General features: G+C 41.6%; 18 protein-coding genes and 2 pseudogenes. 8 read left to right on the top strand and 12 right to left on the bottom strand.

Translation table 11 applies throughout. From position 1 onward, the window contains the following. Positions 1 to 951, top strand: a 951-nt coding sequence (locus tag TOL9009_RS0104405; protein WP_029631448.1) for a protein kinase domain-containing protein, incomplete at its 5' end; no start/stop codon positions are given. Between the two features lie 621 nt (positions 952 to 1,572). On the opposite strand, the gene TOL9009_RS48865 is transcribed toward TOL9009_RS0104405, so the two are convergent. Together TOL9009_RS48865 and TOL9009_RS38040 are read right to left on the bottom strand one after the other, a co-directional pair. After that, complete coding sequence (locus tag TOL9009_RS48865) at positions 1,573 to 2,145, bottom strand: hypothetical protein (RefSeq protein WP_242055502.1); 573 nt, start codon at positions 2,143 to 2,145, stop codon at positions 1,573 to 1,575. 168 nt (positions 2,146 to 2,313) lie between these two features. Then, the gene (locus TOL9009_RS38040; RefSeq protein ID WP_051502792.1) at positions 2,314 to 2,649 is read right to left on the bottom strand and encodes a PadR family transcriptional regulator; all 336 of its coding nucleotides are present in this window, start codon (positions 2,647 to 2,649) and stop codon (positions 2,314 to 2,316) included. Positions 2,650 to 2,980: 331 nt separating this feature from the next. On the opposite strand from TOL9009_RS38040, the gene TOL9009_RS0104390 reads away from it, so the two are divergent. The 4 genes from TOL9009_RS0104390 to TOL9009_RS0104375 all read left to right on the top strand — a co-directional run bounded on the left by TOL9009_RS0104390 (position 2,981) and on the right by TOL9009_RS0104375 (position 5,671). Then, entirely contained in the window at positions 2,981 to 3,241 is a 261-nt protein-coding gene (locus tag TOL9009_RS0104390; protein ID WP_038296018.1) for a hypothetical protein, read from the top strand. A 124-nt stretch (positions 3,242 to 3,365) separates the two neighbouring features. After that, positions 3,366 to 3,992, top strand: a complete 627-nt coding sequence (locus TOL9009_RS0104385) for a hypothetical protein (RefSeq protein ID WP_260675839.1) — start codon at positions 3,366 to 3,368, stop codon at positions 3,990 to 3,992. A gap of 275 nt (positions 3,993 to 4,267) precedes the next feature. Continuing rightward, a complete protein-coding gene (locus TOL9009_RS0104380; protein WP_029631441.1) occupies positions 4,268 to 4,618 on the top strand; it encodes a four helix bundle protein in 351 nt (116 codons plus the stop codon). A gap of 54 nt (positions 4,619 to 4,672) precedes the next feature. Further along, positions 4,673 to 5,671 (top strand): tyrosine-type recombinase/integrase, encoded by a 999-nt coding sequence (locus tag TOL9009_RS0104375; RefSeq protein WP_029631439.1) that lies wholly within the window; start codon positions 4,673 to 4,675, stop codon positions 5,669 to 5,671. Positions 5,672 to 5,839: 168 nt separating this feature from the next. Here the strand turns inward: TOL9009_RS0104375 and TOL9009_RS0104370 are convergent, their stop codons facing one another. The 4 genes from TOL9009_RS0104370 to TOL9009_RS48850 form a co-directional block, all read right to left on the bottom strand. Further along, positions 5,840 to 7,405, bottom strand: a complete 1,566-nt coding sequence (locus TOL9009_RS0104370) for a WD40 repeat domain-containing protein (RefSeq protein ID WP_242055504.1) — start codon at positions 7,403 to 7,405, stop codon at positions 5,840 to 5,842. Between the two features lie 115 nt (positions 7,406 to 7,520). Then, positions 7,521 to 8,408 carry an nSTAND1 domain-containing NTPase gene (locus TOL9009_RS48860; protein ID WP_029631435.1) on the bottom strand — a complete coding sequence of 296 codons (888 nt, stop codon included), beginning with the start codon at positions 8,406 to 8,408 and terminating at the stop codon, positions 7,521 to 7,523. A 212-nt stretch (positions 8,409 to 8,620) separates the two neighbouring features. Further along, a complete protein-coding gene (locus tag TOL9009_RS48855; protein WP_186227475.1) occupies positions 8,621 to 8,896 on the bottom strand; it encodes a hypothetical protein in 276 nt (91 codons plus the stop codon). Positions 8,897 to 8,975: 79 nt separating this feature from the next. Then, the gene (locus TOL9009_RS48850) at positions 8,976 to 9,257 is read right to left on the bottom strand and encodes a CHAT domain-containing protein (protein WP_029631434.1); all 282 of its coding nucleotides are present in this window, start codon (positions 9,255 to 9,257) and stop codon (positions 8,976 to 8,978) included. Between the two features lie 390 nt (positions 9,258 to 9,647). On the opposite strand from TOL9009_RS48850, the gene TOL9009_RS46865 reads away from it, so the two are divergent. Then, a complete protein-coding gene (locus tag TOL9009_RS46865; RefSeq protein WP_186227474.1) occupies positions 9,648 to 9,824 on the top strand; it encodes a hypothetical protein in 177 nt (58 codons plus the stop codon). Positions 9,825 to 10,021: 197 nt separating this feature from the next. On the opposite strand, the pseudogene TOL9009_RS48845 reads toward TOL9009_RS46865, so the two are convergent. The 6 genes and pseudogenes from TOL9009_RS48845 to TOL9009_RS0104330 all read right to left on the bottom strand — a co-directional run bounded on the left by TOL9009_RS48845 (position 10,022) and on the right by TOL9009_RS0104330 (position 14,497). Then, positions 10,022 to 10,215 (bottom strand): annotated as a pseudogene (locus TOL9009_RS48845) (hypothetical protein). Positions 10,216 to 10,315: 100 nt separating this feature from the next. Then, positions 10,316 to 10,675, bottom strand: a complete 360-nt coding sequence (locus tag TOL9009_RS38025) for a hypothetical protein (RefSeq protein WP_038296016.1) — start codon at positions 10,673 to 10,675, stop codon at positions 10,316 to 10,318. A gap of 73 nt (positions 10,676 to 10,748) precedes the next feature. Continuing rightward, positions 10,749 to 11,357, bottom strand: a complete 609-nt coding sequence (locus TOL9009_RS42010; RefSeq protein WP_199341474.1) for a DNA cytosine methyltransferase — start codon at positions 11,355 to 11,357, stop codon at positions 10,749 to 10,751. A gap of 12 nt (positions 11,358 to 11,369) precedes the next feature. Then, complete coding sequence (locus tag TOL9009_RS45115) at positions 11,370 to 12,506, bottom strand: GUN4 domain-containing protein (RefSeq protein ID WP_144238149.1); 1,137 nt, start codon at positions 12,504 to 12,506, stop codon at positions 11,370 to 11,372. Positions 12,507 to 12,925: 419 nt separating this feature from the next. Beyond that, positions 12,926 to 13,051: pseudogene (locus TOL9009_RS43025) on the bottom strand (ParA family protein); the annotation flags it as partial. Between the two features lie 222 nt (positions 13,052 to 13,273). Then, positions 13,274 to 14,497: an RNA-guided endonuclease InsQ/TnpB family protein gene (locus TOL9009_RS0104330; RefSeq protein WP_029631433.1), complete on the bottom strand. Its 1,224-nt coding sequence runs from the start codon at positions 14,495 to 14,497 to the stop codon at positions 13,274 to 13,276. Positions 14,498 to 14,558: 61 nt separating this feature from the next. On the opposite strand from TOL9009_RS0104330, the gene TOL9009_RS46860 reads away from it, so the two are divergent. Both TOL9009_RS46860 and recD2 read left to right on the top strand, forming a co-directional pair. Then, positions 14,559 to 14,723, top strand: coding sequence for a hypothetical protein (locus TOL9009_RS46860; protein WP_186227473.1), 165 nt, complete (start codon positions 14,559 to 14,561; stop codon positions 14,721 to 14,723). A 101-nt stretch (positions 14,724 to 14,824) separates the two neighbouring features. Then, positions 14,825 to 17,137, top strand: coding sequence for an SF1B family DNA helicase RecD2 (gene recD2, locus TOL9009_RS0104320; protein ID WP_029631431.1), 2,313 nt, complete (start codon positions 14,825 to 14,827; stop codon positions 17,135 to 17,137).

Here is a 17,137-nt window from a genome sequence, read left to right as displayed (position 1 = left end):
CTAGCCAATCGTTCTGGGAATAGTGTAGGTCAAGTTTACTTGGTAGACTTCGGTTCTGTACAAGCTGCTGCGAGTGAAGGAGGAACAAGAACGATTGTTGGTACATATGGCTATATGCCACCTGAGCAGTTTGGAGAACGAGCAGTACCTGCTTCTGATCTCTACGCTTTAGGCGCAACCCTAATATATTTGGCTTCGGGGCAGCATCCTGCTGATCTACCTCAAAGAAATCTTAGGATCTGCTTTGAAAATTACGTCAGTCTCTCAAACACCTTCATTGATTGGTTGCAATGGATGACCGAACCGTCCCTTGAACAGCGATTGGAATCTGCTAATCATGCTTTGCAAGCTCTAGAGCATGAAACTCTACGAAAGAAACAACTTCTAGTCCCAGTAAGACCTCAAGATTCTAAGGTCATTTTAACTAAAAACCACAATCTTTTAGAAATTTACATTCCACCGAGAGGGTTTAGTCTTGAATTATTGCCTGTCATTGGATTTGCCGTTATCGGGAATGGTTTTTTAGTGCTTTGGTATTATATAGCACTAAGTAATTGGAGTTCTGGAGGATGGTTTTCTGCTTTCTTCGCTTTATTACATGTAGGAGTGGGTATTTGGTTAATTCTACAGATTCTGTTTGCTTTTTTTGGAAAGGTTTGGTTCCACCTAGACCAAGAGAAGATTTCCTTAAGGTATCAGCTTTTTGGTTTTAAGTATCATCGTCCTCGCCCTGCTTCACGGCATCAAATCTTGAAGTTAGAAAGAACCCAGACCACTTACAAGAGAGATTCTGAAGGAAATCGGATAGAAGTTAAACCACAAATCAATATTTGGGCTGGAACTAAAAAGTTCGGAATTGGTGGAAGTGGCTTACTCTCCGAGATTGAGTTAGACTGGCTAGCCAATGAACTTAGTGACTGGTTAGGTCTGCCAGTCATTCAACAAAAATAAGTAACGTAAATTTACAACTCACATTCCGCACTTCAACTTGTAGGACACGAGGCAATACAAAAATCTGGAAATAGTTGCTGATTCCTCAACCTCAAGATGCGATCGCTTCCCAGCCATCGTTACTAAATTAGCTTTTCACTTTTTACGTATGCGCGGCTTTGTGCGCCCCCCTCCGCTTATAGTGCGATCGCTCTTATTAAAGAAAAATTCAAAGAGGATAAACACGCATTTATAGCGATCGCCCATAAAAAATTCAAAGAGGAAAAGTTGCCTTGAAGTGCGATGGCGTACCCGCGATTTCACTTGTGCGATCGCTTCCCAACCCTCGTTACTAAATTAGCTTTTCACTTGCGTGGTTTTGTGCGCTCCCCTCTGCTCATAGTGTGATCATTCTCCAGTTAAGAGTGGAATTGCAGGGGTGATGAGAAGCGTAACCCGGATTCCTCACAATCTTTGCGATCACTTCGAGGTGGTTTGTTTCGCGGATTTTGTAATTAATCAAATGTTGCTAACATTTACCAACAGAAAATATTTAAACAACTTACAAACCTATTCAGGGCAAACGCATCCTAATTAGTATTAAGTAAAACTTGAATTGGTGTATCGACACAGATGATAACCTTAACGCCAAGATTCAAAAATTATTGCCGTTGTAAATAAACATAACGCGATAATCCCAAATAGTATTAAAGGGCGTAATAAGTACATCATCAGGAAGACAATATGTAGCCCACCCAAACTTGTTGACAAAACGTAGGCGATCATAAAGCCAAGTAGAGCCAGCAAAAAATATTTGAGCAACTTAGAAGCCAACCTGAATAGAGAATTGTGCTGTTTTACACTCAAATCATAGCCTGTAACTCCTTCTGCTTCTCTCTCTTTTGCATAACAATAGACTGCTTGTAAACTAGACTTTGGTGAATTTGAATGATAGCTAGTATTCTTGTAATGGCGAGAGTGCTTTGCCTTTAAAGTATGCTGCGCCTCTTTTTTGAAATAAATAATATCATCCCATCTCATTTTCAATGCAGCTATAATTAGCAGTATGGCACGTCCAATAGTGACAATAATGCTGGCGAATTTAGACGCACCTCTCTCTCTTAAAATGAAGTATCCTTCGTACAAATCTCCTAAGCATTCATCTCTGCAATCAGACGGCAGAAGAAAGCCTAAGATTAAATCTATTAGACTCATATTTTTTGCCGTAAATTAGTAAAATTTTCATTTAATATGGAATATCCTTGTCATGAATATCGTGTCTCAAATTAGTGGGCTTATTCTTTTCAATATACAATAATTGAAAATTATGTCTAGCTGGGTGGGTCTGTTGCGTATCTCATTTTCAACCTCATTTTAAATACATCATGATGGCTTCCAATTTGTAAGCTGCTCTCTCATATAATTCATGTTTTCAACCAAATTTCTTCCCTTAGAAGTAAGTTTGTAATATTTTCTAGCCTTTCCTCTCCTAGCTTCTAATCTCTTATCTTCTAATCTTGACTCAATTATTTTTCTTTTTTCTAGCTGTCTTAGTGTGGGATATAATGTACCTACATTAATTAGGATTTTACCTTCACTAATTTCTTTGATAGCATCAATGATTTCCAATCCATAGCGTTCTTCTAGGAGGAGGGAATTTAATATAGCCTCTTCAAAGCTAGAGAGAGGAAGGCTGCCAAACTGGACATCTTGACTCATAATCGAGATTCCTATGTATAAAATTTTGCATAATCGCGCCTGAGTTGCTAATCCTTGTTATATTTTAGTTATAGCTTCTGATTCAAAGTGCGACAGTATTCATAATTATCGATTTTCCAATAATTTACCAAATTTATTTTGGTGTTATAGTTATAATATTTTGATAAATTCCAGTTTTGCTTAAACTAAAAAATTATAATATAACCACTTTAATATTAATTTTTCGAGTTGTAATCCTCAAATAATTTCCTAAAAATGGAGTTAAAGACCCTTTAAATTTTTGAGAATTATGATTATTAATAGAAGTGCATACAACTTGAAGTTAATAAAGATGAGTTCAATTACTGACTTATCGCCAGAATCAGAAGAACTGGGTTTCAATCAAGCCAGTTATGTTGGTGTACCCGGAAATACAGTGCCACTAGGGCAACTTGATACAGTTGCATTACTACAGTACGGGGGTATTTCGGTAGCTATCATTCTGTCTCTTTCTTGTTTGATTGCAGTACTTAACAAAGGTAATGCAGACCTGATCAAAGTCTTGCTCCCTTTGGTTACAAAACAACAGAATAAAAGAGGGAAGGGCAAATAGGGTCTTCTACAAAACTGGCATTTATATTCCCCCAGCATTAATACTGGGGGATTTTTACTTTTGCTTTTGTCGGTTCGCGCATTAAATGAAAAATTTTCAAAATTATTCCTCAAACTGAATACTCATGCTAGTTGTAAACTATCTACACGACCGTATATGCGTGGGTGTAGACATGGCAAAAATCGAACGGGAATCAATTAACTTCAAACTCCCCAAACCCTTAACAGCAGCACTTCGGACTGCCGCAGCAGATCGCAACACCACCGCCACCAATTTAGTCATCGAGGGACTGCATCATGTCCTGGGTCCAGTTCCGGGTACAGAAGACAGTGTAGAAACCCGCCTTGCTCAACTCGAAGCCCAATTAAACCACCTCTCTAACAGTGCAGATAAGCGTGTAGACACTGATGTAGAGAACAGACTAAGCTCGTTAGAGCAGAAACTAGAAACACAAGCTTTACAGTTGGCAAAAATTGAAGGAGTTATAACAACTCTTAGTCAACAGCGTTCGCAGCATACGGGTGGGGGTTACAGAAGGCAATCTTTTAACTATCATCCCCCACAACTAGAACTTCAGCCTTACACAGGTGAGAATTTAGCTAAAAGACTGGGGGTTGATATCGCAACCCTAACTCGCGAACGAGAAAACAACACCCAGGCTGAATTTGAAATTTGGTGTCGTCGCAAAGATCCAAGCCCGGTGGGGTGGCGGTTTAACTCTAAAGATGGGAAATACCATCCGGTGAAGTGAGAAGTGAAATCTCTTTTTGTGACTGTTGCTGATAATACTGACGAATATTGTCCCAAATCAGCTCTCAAAGTATGGGTAAATAAAATAGTGCGGAAAGAGTCATTATCACACTATTAGAGAAGGCAGAGGGCAGGAGGCAGAGGGCAGAAGGAAAGAAAGGAAGAAAAAGTTTTCACTTCTTGTCTTTGTGCTTTGCAACACACTTACTCTGTCTTTGAGGTAGGAGAGACAAAGGTGGTAGTATATAAATACTTCAAACTTTTTCCTTCAAACTTATGAGCTATAGAGAGCAATTTATATGGAAAAGAAGTGTAGATTTAGCTGTTCAATGTTACGAATTAACACAACACTTTCCACAATCAGAGCTATACGGTTTAACTAGTCAAATAAGACGTTCAGCAGTTTCTGTCGCTTCTAATATTGCTGAAGGGTACGGCAGACGCACGAAAAATGAATATATTCAATTCCTTCATATATCTTTGGGTTCTCTAAGAGAACTAGACACTCAGTTAATAATCGCCCAAAGGGTTAAGTTAGCTGATGAGAAGTTATTTCCTTGTGTAACAAATGAAGTAGAAGAAATGCAAAAAATAATGGTTGCAACTGTCAATAAACTCAAAGCTTAATTCCTTCAACATTTTCTTCCCTTCTGCCCTCTGCCCTCTGCCTCCTGCCTTATTATGCCTGACCAGTACCCCTTGAGTGTCACTGTTCTCGAAAATGCTTATGCGCTAACAATTGGGGATGATTTTTGTATTGATGGCGACCCGGATGTTATTGACCAGTTGCTCAGTGATACGCGATCGCCCAATACAAAACGAGCTTACGAGAAAGATTTACGGGATTTTTTCTTATTTATATCAGGCAAGTTACCAGACCAACATTTAGTGTTAGAGTTTCTGCACTTAGAGCAGCGTCACGCCGTCGCGGTGGTGTTAAAGTACAAGGCACATTTGGTCAATACTCGTAAACTCGCAGAAGCAACAGTCAATCGGCGGTTGAGTGCAATTAAGTCTTTAACTGCAATGGGGCGCAAGTTGGGGGTGTGTAACTACACGCTCGAAGATATCAAAGGTGAGAAAGTTGAATCGTACCGCGACACAACGGGTATACAAAGCACCGATTTTGCCAAGGTGCTGGCGCTAGTTGATAGAAAAACTCTCAAGGGGAAACGAGATTATGCAATCTTGCGCTTGTTGTGGGATAATGCGCTGCGGCGTAGTGAAGTATGTAATTTAAATGTCGGCGATTTTAACGCCCAAGCAAGCACTTTATCTATATTGGGTAAGGGCAAAGGGACGCAAAAAACAGTAGTTGATTTGAGTCGGAAAACCGTTGAAGCGATCGCTGATTGGTTGATAGCGAGTAAAAGGGCAAGTAAATTAAAACAGCCGCTATTTGCGGTGATTGCTTATAACGGTAATGGTAAACGCCTCACTGGGGAAGCAATTCGACGGTTGGTGGATGGGTTATGTAAAAAAGTTGGTATTACTAAACAGATGTCACCGCACCGGATTCGCCATAGTTCCATTACCACAGTATTGGATAAAAATAATGGGAATTACCGCGCCACACAAAGGTTTAGCCGTCATGCTAAACCCGATACTGTAATGAAATATGATGATAATCGGCAGAAGTTGCAAAAGCAAATGACCGATATATTGGCAGATTTGGTTTAGTTTCAGTGACCAAATATCGCAATAATACAGTTAGAACTAAAATACCAACTTCTGACCCATTGTTGGGAAAACACTCAAGGACTGAAGCAATGTTTTGCCAACAGTGTCTTACTTTTACCCCAACTGAATACAAAATTTGCTTTCCTCAAATAATTAACCATCGCCCTTTCACTTTGCAGTACCAATGCCATTGCAGAGTTGCTTGTCGCTATCGCTAACATTGGGATTTGTCTGTAAATAGCCGCGTACCCAATCGCAACCGCGTGCCAGTAGATTCTCAAGAGTTAAATTCGATAACGCTTTTAAATTCCATAAAATCACTTTTCCATCGTTACTTCCTGAAGCTAGCAGTTGCCCATCTGGACTGAAATTGACGCTGCTAACCCCAGTTTTTGCATTAAAGATGTTGATTTTTTTGCGGGTAGCAACATCCCAAAGTATGATAGTTTTGTCATCGCTAGCAGAAGCCAGCACTCGCCCGTCGCGGCTAAAGCTAACGCTGTTAACCTTAACTTTATGTTCGGTAAGGGTAGCAAGTTCTTTGCCTGTGACTACATCCCACAGTTTAATAGTTGTGTCACTTGCGGAAGCCAGCACTCGCTCGTCGCTGGGGCTAAAGCTTACACTGTCAACGTAACTGTTGTGTCCGGTGAGGGTAGCAAGTTTTTTGCCTGTGACTACATCCCACAGCTTGATAGTTTGATCGCGACTGGCAGAAGCCAGTAGTTGCCCGTTTGGATTGAAACTGACAGCATTGATCCAATCCTCATGCCCAGTCATGGTGCTAATTTTTTCGCCTGTAGCAACATTCCACAGTTTAACTGTACCATCCCAACTACCGGAAGCGAGATATTCTCCATTGGGACTAAAACTGACGCTCGTTACATTACTATCCGCAGGGAAAGTCTTGATTTCTTGAGCAGTAGCAATATCCCACAGTTTAACTGTACCATCCCAACTACCGGAAGCAAGATATTTTCCATTGGGACTAAAACTGACGCTACTTATCCAATGTCTATGCCCAGAGAAAGTCTTAATTTGTTGACCACTAGCGATATCCCAAAGTATGACGTGGCCTTCTTGAGCACCAGAAGCCAGTAGTCGTCCATCTGGGCTGAAACTGACGCCACTGACCCAAGCGGGATGCTGCATGTTACTAGGAATTTCTTTGTAGGTAGTGATATCCCAGAGTTTGACCGTTCTGTCATTGCTAGCAGAAGCCAGCAGTTGCCCATCGGGGCTGAAACTGACGCCATTGACTTGATCCTTATGTCCAATAAAGGTAGCTACTTGTTTGTGGGTGGCAACATCCCAAAGTTGGATGGAGTTTCCTTCACAGGCAACAGCCAGCAGTTGCCCATCGGGGCTGAAACTGATGCCATTATTGCCTCTATCGTCAGCTTTATACCCGCTGAAAGTAAAGATTTCTTTGCCAGTGGTGATATCCCAGAGTTTAACAGTTTTGTCACCAAAGCTGGCAGAAGCCAAGATCTTGTCATCGGGGCTGAAACTAACAACAGTGACCGTATTCTGATGCCCAGTCAAGGAACTAATTTCTTTGCCAGTGGCGACATCCCACAGTTTGATAGTTTTATCACTACTAGCAGAAGCCACAGTTTTACTATCCGAACTGTAGCTAACACTAAGAACTTCACCTTTGTGCCCCTCCAAGCGGTTTCGTTCTTTCACCCCATAAATTGCCTGTTGCAAGGCAACTTTAACCTGAAACTGCATATCGGAATTTACCCCGAATGATGCCTGTTTGACTTGCTTGCCCGCATTTAGGCTTGCCAGCAGCGCATCAAATTCTTTATTTGAGTCAAATAGTTCTTGTGAAGCACTCGTAAGATTAGTAATGATTTGTTGTCTTTGAAATTCTGTAAACCACCACCCCAACCCAGCTGCACCAGCTAGAATCAACGCAACTACAGAAAAACCAGTAAGCCCTATAATGGTTCTGCGCCGTTGGCGATCGCGCAATCCCACACTTGCTTGCATCAATAAATTGATTTGCTGCATCACTAAACCCCCCCAGAACTTGATTAAATATTGCGTCTTTTCTAAGTTCTAAAATCTGTTCCAACTTTGAGCCACTCCACAGTTCATCATCTGCTTTTTGGGACTTCCAAAGCGCTACATCATCATTGAGTCGGTTACGAAGGGCTATAGCTTGACGGTTTTCCTTAATCCAAGTATTTAGAGTTGTCCAAGAAATCAGCAGGATTTCATGGGTAATGTCTACTGTAGATTCTTGGGATTGTGGCTCTTGATCACTCACCAGGAGATTTTCATTTATCAACTTAGCTAGCACGCTTTGTTCAAGTTCATCATTAAACTCAGACTTCAATGCCCTTCTGCGGACTGGCTTCCACCCAGTACCAAATTCAGTATCTTTACCAATGTCAACCAGTTTTAGAAAAATTCTTTGAGTTGCCAACTTTTCCACTTTTGGTAACCTGTCATAGATGCCATCTATATGTTTTTGTAGCGCACCCCTGACCCCACCTAATTGTCGGTAAGTACTAATGCTTAGTGTACGAACGTTAATACTACCAGTTTCTACTTCTATTTCCCAAAGTAAATTCAAGGTGTACTGTAATAACGGTAGATAACCTGCTTGCCCCTGTACGTCTTTAATGATTTCTTCTACTAGTCCAATTTCAAACACTACACCATGATGAGCAGCAGGTTGTTCAATCGCCAACCGTAACTCATCAAGTTGCATTTCTGCTAGCATTGGACGACTATCATCAGTCGTTTTGCTGAATACTAGTTTGAGGGTAAGGAGGTAAATTTTCCTCAGGACGCACAGGCTTGTTCATGGGTTTTTACTATTAAAAATTAAATAATTTATTAGTAATAATCAGCCAATTTAGTAGTTCATTAGCTTTTTTCATTTTTTCTATTGACTGTTAGCAGTAATGCGTTACCAATAGCTTATTCAGCCTCCTACCAACCTTCTATAGATGCCATCAGAATATTAACTAGGGGATGATTAATTAGTTCTTTGAAAGCTTCAGTTCCACCAGCTTTCAAAGCTTTTATCACGCGGGCTTTCAAAGGTGAGTTATTTTCAATTTCATCCACCGCTTTACCAACAACCATCATTTTTTCAGCACTACTTTTAGTAGGATAAGTCTGCTCTAGTTGTTGCAAAAGTTGTTGAATTTCTTGGGCAGCTTGTGCCAGATCATGTTTTTGTTCAGGTGTTGTGTAGTTGGTCATATTTTGTTGGTTATTGTTCCCCTGTGCAGCAATCATCCCGCCGTACATTCGACCACTACTAACACTTTGAGAAATTCCACTATAAGGATTCTGTACTCACAAGTTGCATCTGCCCAGAATTATTCTCTAAGGCTAAACCAGTACTACCTGAGCCATGCCCAGAAAAGTGAACGATAGTTGGTTGGTATTCTAACAGCGCACGGCGCAAGTCTTCAACTCGTATCGCCCAGGCAGTGACGATTTCAAATTGCTCTCGATTTTTAGCGAGTTTGAGCGCTGCTTGGATTTCCCGCACCTCTTGGTCTAGGCGGAGCTTGTTTGTGTTCTTTGGATTGGCTGATAATATAAGGATTTTTTTCACGGTGTTAATTGACTCGTGGAAAATATATTATTTAGTACTAACGCATTGAAAAAGATGACAGAGTATGCAGTAGCAGAAGAGGTCAATGAACTCTTCTACATCTTCTTATAGGTAAAACCAAAGTTGACTTATGCAGCTAGATAGCAGCACCTATTTATTGATTACTACACAGTTTCTGTTCTAAATTCCATAATCAAAGTAAAAACATTATAGTTATCGTCTCGACTCATGACTAACGCAGCATTCCACGTTAAGGCATTTTGGTGGAACACACGCCTAGAGTCAGAAAGATATTTTGTAAATACCAACTTTTAACCGAAACTTGGTAAAACGATAAGAATCAGGCAGACAGGGCGGTAACGCTACCCCTTATGCCGTCGAGTTCGCCGTATGTCCGCCCTGGATACCTTCTTAGATGCCCAATCATCAAAAGTTGGTAAAATTGAAAAAAGTGAACCTGCTATCTCTAAGCGCAAGTCTCCGAATCAACGCAAGTATGAAGATGTGCGATCGCTTCTCCATTCACAGTCACGCTACCGTCAAAACCCAAAAACCCAGCCATCGTGACTGAGTTCGAGTTGGGGTATGTCCCCGCAGTGAACGTTATATAGTTTCGTTATAGTTGCAAGTCTTTTAATAACTACAACGGTGCAGTTGGTGATTACGGAAAGTTGGGTGGGATGTTGCTGTGATTTTTAAAACGGAATTGCGAAGCGCGTTTTAGGTTGATTTTTGATAGCCTGATGAAACCAGAGCGATCGCCCTCAACTCCCCTTTTCAATCCACTCCCGCCCCGCCTTCTCCGCTGCTTCTGCTGAGTAATAAATCTTGCGTTCACCAAATACCGCACCACCCGGACTAATCACCCGAAACTGCCTTTACTTGGGCATCGGTGTGAAACACCACGCTTAGTAACATTCTGGATGCTGGTGACAAGATGAACTGTGGTTTTAGTCATGTGCGGCTATCGCAACGGTGTTACTTTTTACTAGGGATTATACCAGCGATCGCTTTATTCCTCTAAGAAACTGGGACAGGGAAGCGATCGCTCCCTTGTTTCATCCTTTATTCTTTGACCGCTTAATAAATCCAATAATCTCCGATAACGGTACACCTTCATTCTGCATTGATTGAATAAGCGCGATCGCACCCAACGGCACACTACCAATACTGCGCCCCTTCCACTCGCCATCAATTTTTTCTTCCCAATTAAAACCCCATCGCCAATGCTTCGGGTTATCAGGGTTGCGTGTTTCACCAATCACACGCGGGTATGAGGCTATGTTGCCATTTTTCAGCTTCTTGTTTTCTAAGTATTTATACAAGCATCCCTTGCGCTGTCGCCGTTTTGGGGCAAGCGATCGCTTTGTATCCTCTTTCGTTTCCTCTAAGAAATTCTTTGGTGCTACATTACTCACTATTGAAGATAAGCTAAGTGATTCTATTGAGGGCGATTGCTTTTTATCCTCTAAGAAATTTACGGGTATCGGATTATCCGGCGATTGAATTGAGATAAAGAATTCTTCGGAGTGCGATCGCAGCTTGGAGGGGACAGACTGATCGGGCGTAGAGGTCGTTACATTCTCGGCGTTTGTTGAGGTGGTGGCGTACTCCTGGGTAAATGGGAGCTGCACTGATATTGTCTCGCCAGTATCCATCAATATGCTTTCCACCCAACCAACTGGGAAGCCCATCATCCACCCCGGAACACAAGAGTTTAACTTGTCTCCCTTGGTTATAAATTTCCTTAATGACTGTTCCAATCTGGTCTGACCAGCTGGTCTGCATCCCGTTGAGCCTTTGGCGTATGTTGTCGGAGTAGGCAACGATGAAAAGCCTTTTGCGCTCGTGCGGCGCTCCGAATTCCTCTGCTGAAATGATTTGTGGATCGTCCCAACAATATTTGACCATTCGCAGTCCTCCAAGCACTGCTCGAAGTCCTCGACTGATAACCCCCGCAGGATTTTCGATGATGGCGAAATCGGGTCTGCCGTCGGCGATACAGCGCAGGGCTTGAAACCACAAGCTTGATTCTGGGTGGTTGAGTCCGGTTCCGTTGCCTGCAATGCTTGTGCCGGTGCAGGGAAACCGATTGTGCAGAGATTGAATTCTCTATTTCGTTGTGGGTAATAGTCTCTGATGTCGCTGTGGATTGGGATTTTTGGAAAACAGAGCAGAAGCAATACTAAACTCAAATATACGCGTTCTCCAAAAAGGCTTAAAGAAGCCAAAGAATGGGAGGTGTCCTTCAGGCGCCTCTCTAGTGAAGATAAGCTCGTCATAATCAAGAAAGCAGTTTAATGAGTGCCATCCTATACGATCACTAAAATATTTATAGGTTTCAGCATATGCCACATGTTCATTTCCGTATAGCAATGTTATTAGATAATCCTTGGCTTCGGTAACCTGAATATCTTCCCAAATGCGTCTTTGCACACTGAAGCCAAAACGTCCATTACTATACTTTAACCAGAGATGGTTGAGGATATATAAACCTCGGCAAGGTAATCTCTTGATGTCTTCGAGTTCAAGCCAGCCCCCTCGTTCTTGACCAGATACCTTAAGTATGATTGCCGTGGTTTCTTTATCCGCCTCTAGCCATGCCTCTGCTTTTAGTAATTTCTGTAGACGATGATAGTGGTCTTCTTGCTCAAAACTGGAGCCATCGTCAGGCTCAAAATCATAACTAATGTTAGACTTTTTGTGAAGAATAGGGGTTAGTTGTTCTGGAATACCTGCCAACCGAATTGCAGCGCAACCTAATTTGTGGGCAAATTCCACAGACCGTCCTGCTCCTAGAGCATCATAAAAGCCTACGGCAAATTCAATTGCTGCTCTATCTCCAATCGCCTTTTTCATGCCAATCACATAGTTAATGTGTTGGGCGATCGCACTTGCTTGTACCTCGGAGTAACAACTGTTAAGAACAACACACTCTACCTGTTCGGCAAACAAACCAAATAATCCCGCTAATGCTTCTCCATCGACTAGCTTTGCCGAGCCTGTTTCGTCTTCAAAGACCAGACCCTCATCCCCCATTCCATGCCCAGAAAAATGAACAATAGAAGGATTGAGATCCAACATAGCCCGTTGAATGTCCCTCGGTCGCACTGCCCACTTCTGCTCTAAGACAAACCGATCTCGGTGCATAGCTCGTTCTAGTCCAGCATGGATTTCACGCACCTCCTGGCTCAAACGCAGCGGTGTTGTGCCTTTAGGATTTGCTGATAAGATTAAAATCTTCTTCATTAGGATTTTGGTTTTAAGCTAGTAAGGCTAAGACCTGCAAAAGTGCCGATGATTGTTTTGCTCGTTCGATCTGAATAAATTTTCGCACAACCAACTTACTGCAAAACAGCACGAGTGCAGGTTCAAATTTTGGTCATTTGTTGAAATTCGCGCATAGTCGGTTCAGCGCGAAAGCAAACGAAAGAATAGATGGGGCGATCGCTCTTTCCTCGCTTGAAAATTATTATAAAAAGCAGGAGTGGGATTGACCACTCCTTTTTATTAGTCATGGGATTTTTCACTCATTAGAGTCAATTTTTCCGTCGATGTCGGTTCCTCAACACAACGCTTGAATAGTGCAGAATTCAGCAGCGATGTAAGGGCGACAAGGCTGGGGCTAAATCCATACCATGAATTTTCGATATTAATGGTTAAGCTGGCTTGGGGTTTATGTCGATGAGCAGAACGCGATGTCCCAGTTGTGCTAGGTGGTAGCTCAGGTTTTGGGTAAGGGTGGTTTTGGCAACACCTCTTGCCTGGTTAAAGACTGCGATGATTCGGCTCATAAGTTGAGTTTGTTTACCTGCCCCATTACAACTTAAGATAACGGTGATATGTTAATTGGCAATGTATATTTTTGTTCGTGCTTGCTATTTTATTTAAAATTGTGATGATATAGGTTATGGCTGGTTCAATCAGGCAAGGACGCTGGCATTAGGGAAGATGGTGTTTTGATAGATATTACCGCTCGTGAAAATCTGTACAAAGCTACCCATAGATAGCCAATACTAAACAATAACGTTTGTAATTTTAGTCCAAAGTCCTAAAACTACTGGGATAAACGGCAATCCCACTATCCCATCCATAAAGTTTGGGATTACTTTACGAGCTATATTTAAGCTTCCATTGGTATCAGCATTTATTGTTCTACCAGTGTCCGTCTTGTATAAACCACGTTTGACGCGCTTGCCACTAAATACTGGCTTGTGTTCTTTTTTATCGCCATATTTCGGTAACTCGTCACTATCCAATGCACTAGCTTTTGAAGTGTAACTTTCTTCAGTAATAGTTACTTCAATCCCTACTAATTGTGCCTTATAGGTCAACATACTAATTAGTTTTGCATGAGGTATCTTGGTAAATTCCTGATTGTTCTTTTTCCCAATATTGATATCTTGTTTCCATCCTTGGTTATTGCCGATAATTAACTGACCAATCCCATTTAATTGACACCAATCAATTACTCTACGGCTGACAGTATGGAGATAGTTATCAATTCTTCTGTCACGCTTGCTGTTTAGCTCTTTAACCTGTCTCCAAGCTTCGATTGATTGTGATGCAGCAACTCGTTTATTGAAGAATTGGTTAAGACTTTTTAATGGTCTACCGTTTACCAGTAACGGTTTGACACCGGACTGATTGGATGTTATAGCCATCAAATTATTTAAACCAAGGTCTACACCAGCAATATATTTACCATCTGATTTAGCGGTATCTTCAACGGTGTAAACAACTTCAATAACATAATGATTTAGCTTAGGAACAATCCGAACTTGGTCTACATTATTAGCTTGAGTTGGAAACTCAATATCAGTTTGAGAAAGCTTGATTATTCTTTTTTTCAGAGCAGGTTTTGAAATTGCGTCTCTTGGATACACTACAATGTTTCGACCACGTTCTTTATGTTTATATCCAGGCATTTTCGGCTTACCTAAATACTTTTCTGGATACTTTGACCAATCTTTTAACGCTGCTAACCAACATGACCAGGCTTCTGAAACTTTACGCACAATCTGCTTGCTAACTTTGGTCGGTACATACCGATACGCTTCTAAATTCTTGGTTTGATGGTAGATGTCAATCGAGTTGTAATACTTTTTCGTTTCAAAGAAATATTGACGTTGAATATAGTTAGCAGCGTTGTAAAGATGTTTGGACTGTAACGCCAAATAGTCGCACTTTTTCCAAAACTTATGCTGTCGGTTAATTACGTGTTTTTCTACAAGTTGCATTGATTCGACCGTTCAATGTTGTTATACTCGTATTATACATGAGTTATTAGAACTTGGTAACATGGCTAGAAAAAAGATTTATGCAGAACCAAAACGTAGGTTTACCATGACTTTGACTCAAACAGCTATTGAGTGGTTAGAAGAAAAACAGATAGAAATGCTGGCTGGAAGCTTGAGTGATGTTATAGAACGTATGGCACGAGAAAAGCTACCCAAAAATGAGTAGCAATGGTTAGCTTTGTCCAGAAATTAAGTTACAGTTTCTTACCCTTTTTTTCAATTGATGCTCATCCCACGACATTTGACAATTTCAACTGCTAAATACTCATGATTTCGTTCCCTAAAATCGATAAACTTCCAGAACTAACCTTGGTCGAAATCCAGCAGTATTTAGAAAGTGGACTTTTTCGTGGAATTGGAAAGAAAACTGCCCAAACTCTTGTAAACCACTTTGGCTCTGACACCTTATTGGTGTTAGATACCAATCCAGAAAGACTTGAAGAAGTCCCTGGACTTGGTAAATATCGAATCGCTGCAATTACCAAAGTTTGGTCACAGAGTAAAGCTAATCCTCTAAGAGCAGCTATTGCCCAGCTTTTGGCAGTGGGAACATCACTGAGGTTAACTTTAAAGATTTGTGACCATTACGGACACAAAACTTCTTCAGTACTCAAAAGCGACCCTTACAAGTTAATTGATGACATTGAAGGCATCGGCTTTAAAACTGCTGATCAGTTAGCACTCTCCCTCGGTATGTCGGTAAAATGTAAAACTCGGTACTCTAAAGGTTTGCTCCATGTTTTGAAGGATGCCTTAAGTGAGGGCAATTGTTTTCTGCCTGAATCCCAATTACTAGCACGTGCTGTATCTTTGTTAGAGCGTCCTGACCACATACCCGACTATAAATCTTTAAGTACCATTCTTCTGAAGTTAATTGAGAACCAAACTTTAGTTTATGGTGAAGTAGCCAATAGTGTTTATCTAAGAGCCGCCTACCGCGCTGAACTCTCTGTAGCGTTAAAAATTCAAACTTTAATTAACCAACCAACTTACTCGACAGAACATTTAGAACACTGGTTCGCCGAATTTGAAGGGGCTGAATATCGTCAACTCTCACGCTTGAGTCATGAACAGATTAGCGCCTTATTGATGGCAGTTAAACATCCTATTAGTATAATTACAGGCGGGCCAGGACGCGGCAAAACCCATGTGCTAAAAACAGGAGTGCAATGGTTAACATCCATTGGGGCAAGTATAGCTCTTGCAGCCCCTACGGGGAAGGCTGCCAACCGGATGAAAAACGCAACTGGCATGGAAGCAACTACCATTCACCGTCTACTTCAATGGCAGGGACTTGGGCAAACCTTTCACTATAACGAGCATAATCTTCTTGCAATTGATTGGCTAATTGTTGATGAATTTTCAATGGTGGACATATTCCTATTCAATTCCCTACTAAAAGCTTTACCGCCAAAAACCCAAATTTTGCTGGTAGGAGACTCTGACCAATTACCTAGTGTCGGGGCTGGAATGGTATTGCGAGACTTGCTTTATTCTGAAATAGTACCGACAACGAGATTGCAGACCATTTATCGACAGCGACACGAAAGCCCGATTATCTATGCCGCAAGCGACGTAAATTTTGGCACAGTTCCGACACTGCACAAATTTAATCAGGTATCGGAGTGGATGGATGTGGGGGACTGCGCCATGCTGGAAACTCCTTCACCACAAGCAACGGCTAACACCATCGTCGAGTTAGTCCAAGCTATGAGCCGTGAGAATGTCGATTTAAATCAACAAGTGATGGTGTTAGCACCCCAAAAGGAAGGAGCAGCTGGAGTTCACAATCTCAATAAGCTGCTTGGACCCATCTTCAATCCAAAAAAATCCGACCAAAAAGAAGTCGTTTCCGGGTCAGTCGTCTACCGAGTGGGTGATCGGGTGATACAACTAAAAAATCGTTACGATACTGTTCCGGCAGTGATGAACGGCGAGACAGGGAGGGTTACTGCTGTAGAAGAGGAAAAACAAAAGGTAAGGATTTCATTTGAGGGAGGCGCGATTGTTGACTACTATCCTGGTCACTTTGAGCAAATCATGCATTCGTTTTGTATAACTTGCCATAAGAGCCAGGGCAGTGAATTTCCGTATGTGATTTTCCCATTACTCATGTCTAACGCACGTATGCTAACCCGTCAACTGCTTTACACTACCATGACTCGCGCTCAGGGTACATTTATCGTGGTTGGACAACCAGAAGCATTAAAGATTGCCGTGGCAACAGATAAACCAGCAAAAAGGTTTACTGGGCTAATGACTCTACTCATCTCACAAGAAGATGAACTTATCAAAATATGCTCGCGCTTAGGCAAAGCTAGGGGAGTTGCTTGTGCAACACCTTCTACCATCACCGTCGCGTCTAGACTGCGCGAACGCGGACTCACTGCTGCCACCCCAGGACAGATGACGACTATTGGTACTATCGTACTACAACTGTATTCGGACAAATATGGACATTGCCCGTCCAAGCAACTCGAAATTGTGGGCAAGTTTCGGTTTAAGACTTATCACTATGAGACCTATGCGGTTGAGTTAATTGACTCTGCGATTGATTTGGTGATTCGAGAGGGGTCATAA

The organism is [Scytonema hofmanni] UTEX 2349 (genome assembly GCF_000582685.1).
Taxonomy (GTDB): domain Bacteria; phylum Cyanobacteriota; class Cyanobacteriia; order Cyanobacteriales; family Nostocaceae; genus Hassallia; species Hassallia hofmanni.
The sequence above is the reverse complement of the archived record's forward strand: the minus strand, read 5'-3'. Positions and strand labels throughout refer to the sequence as shown.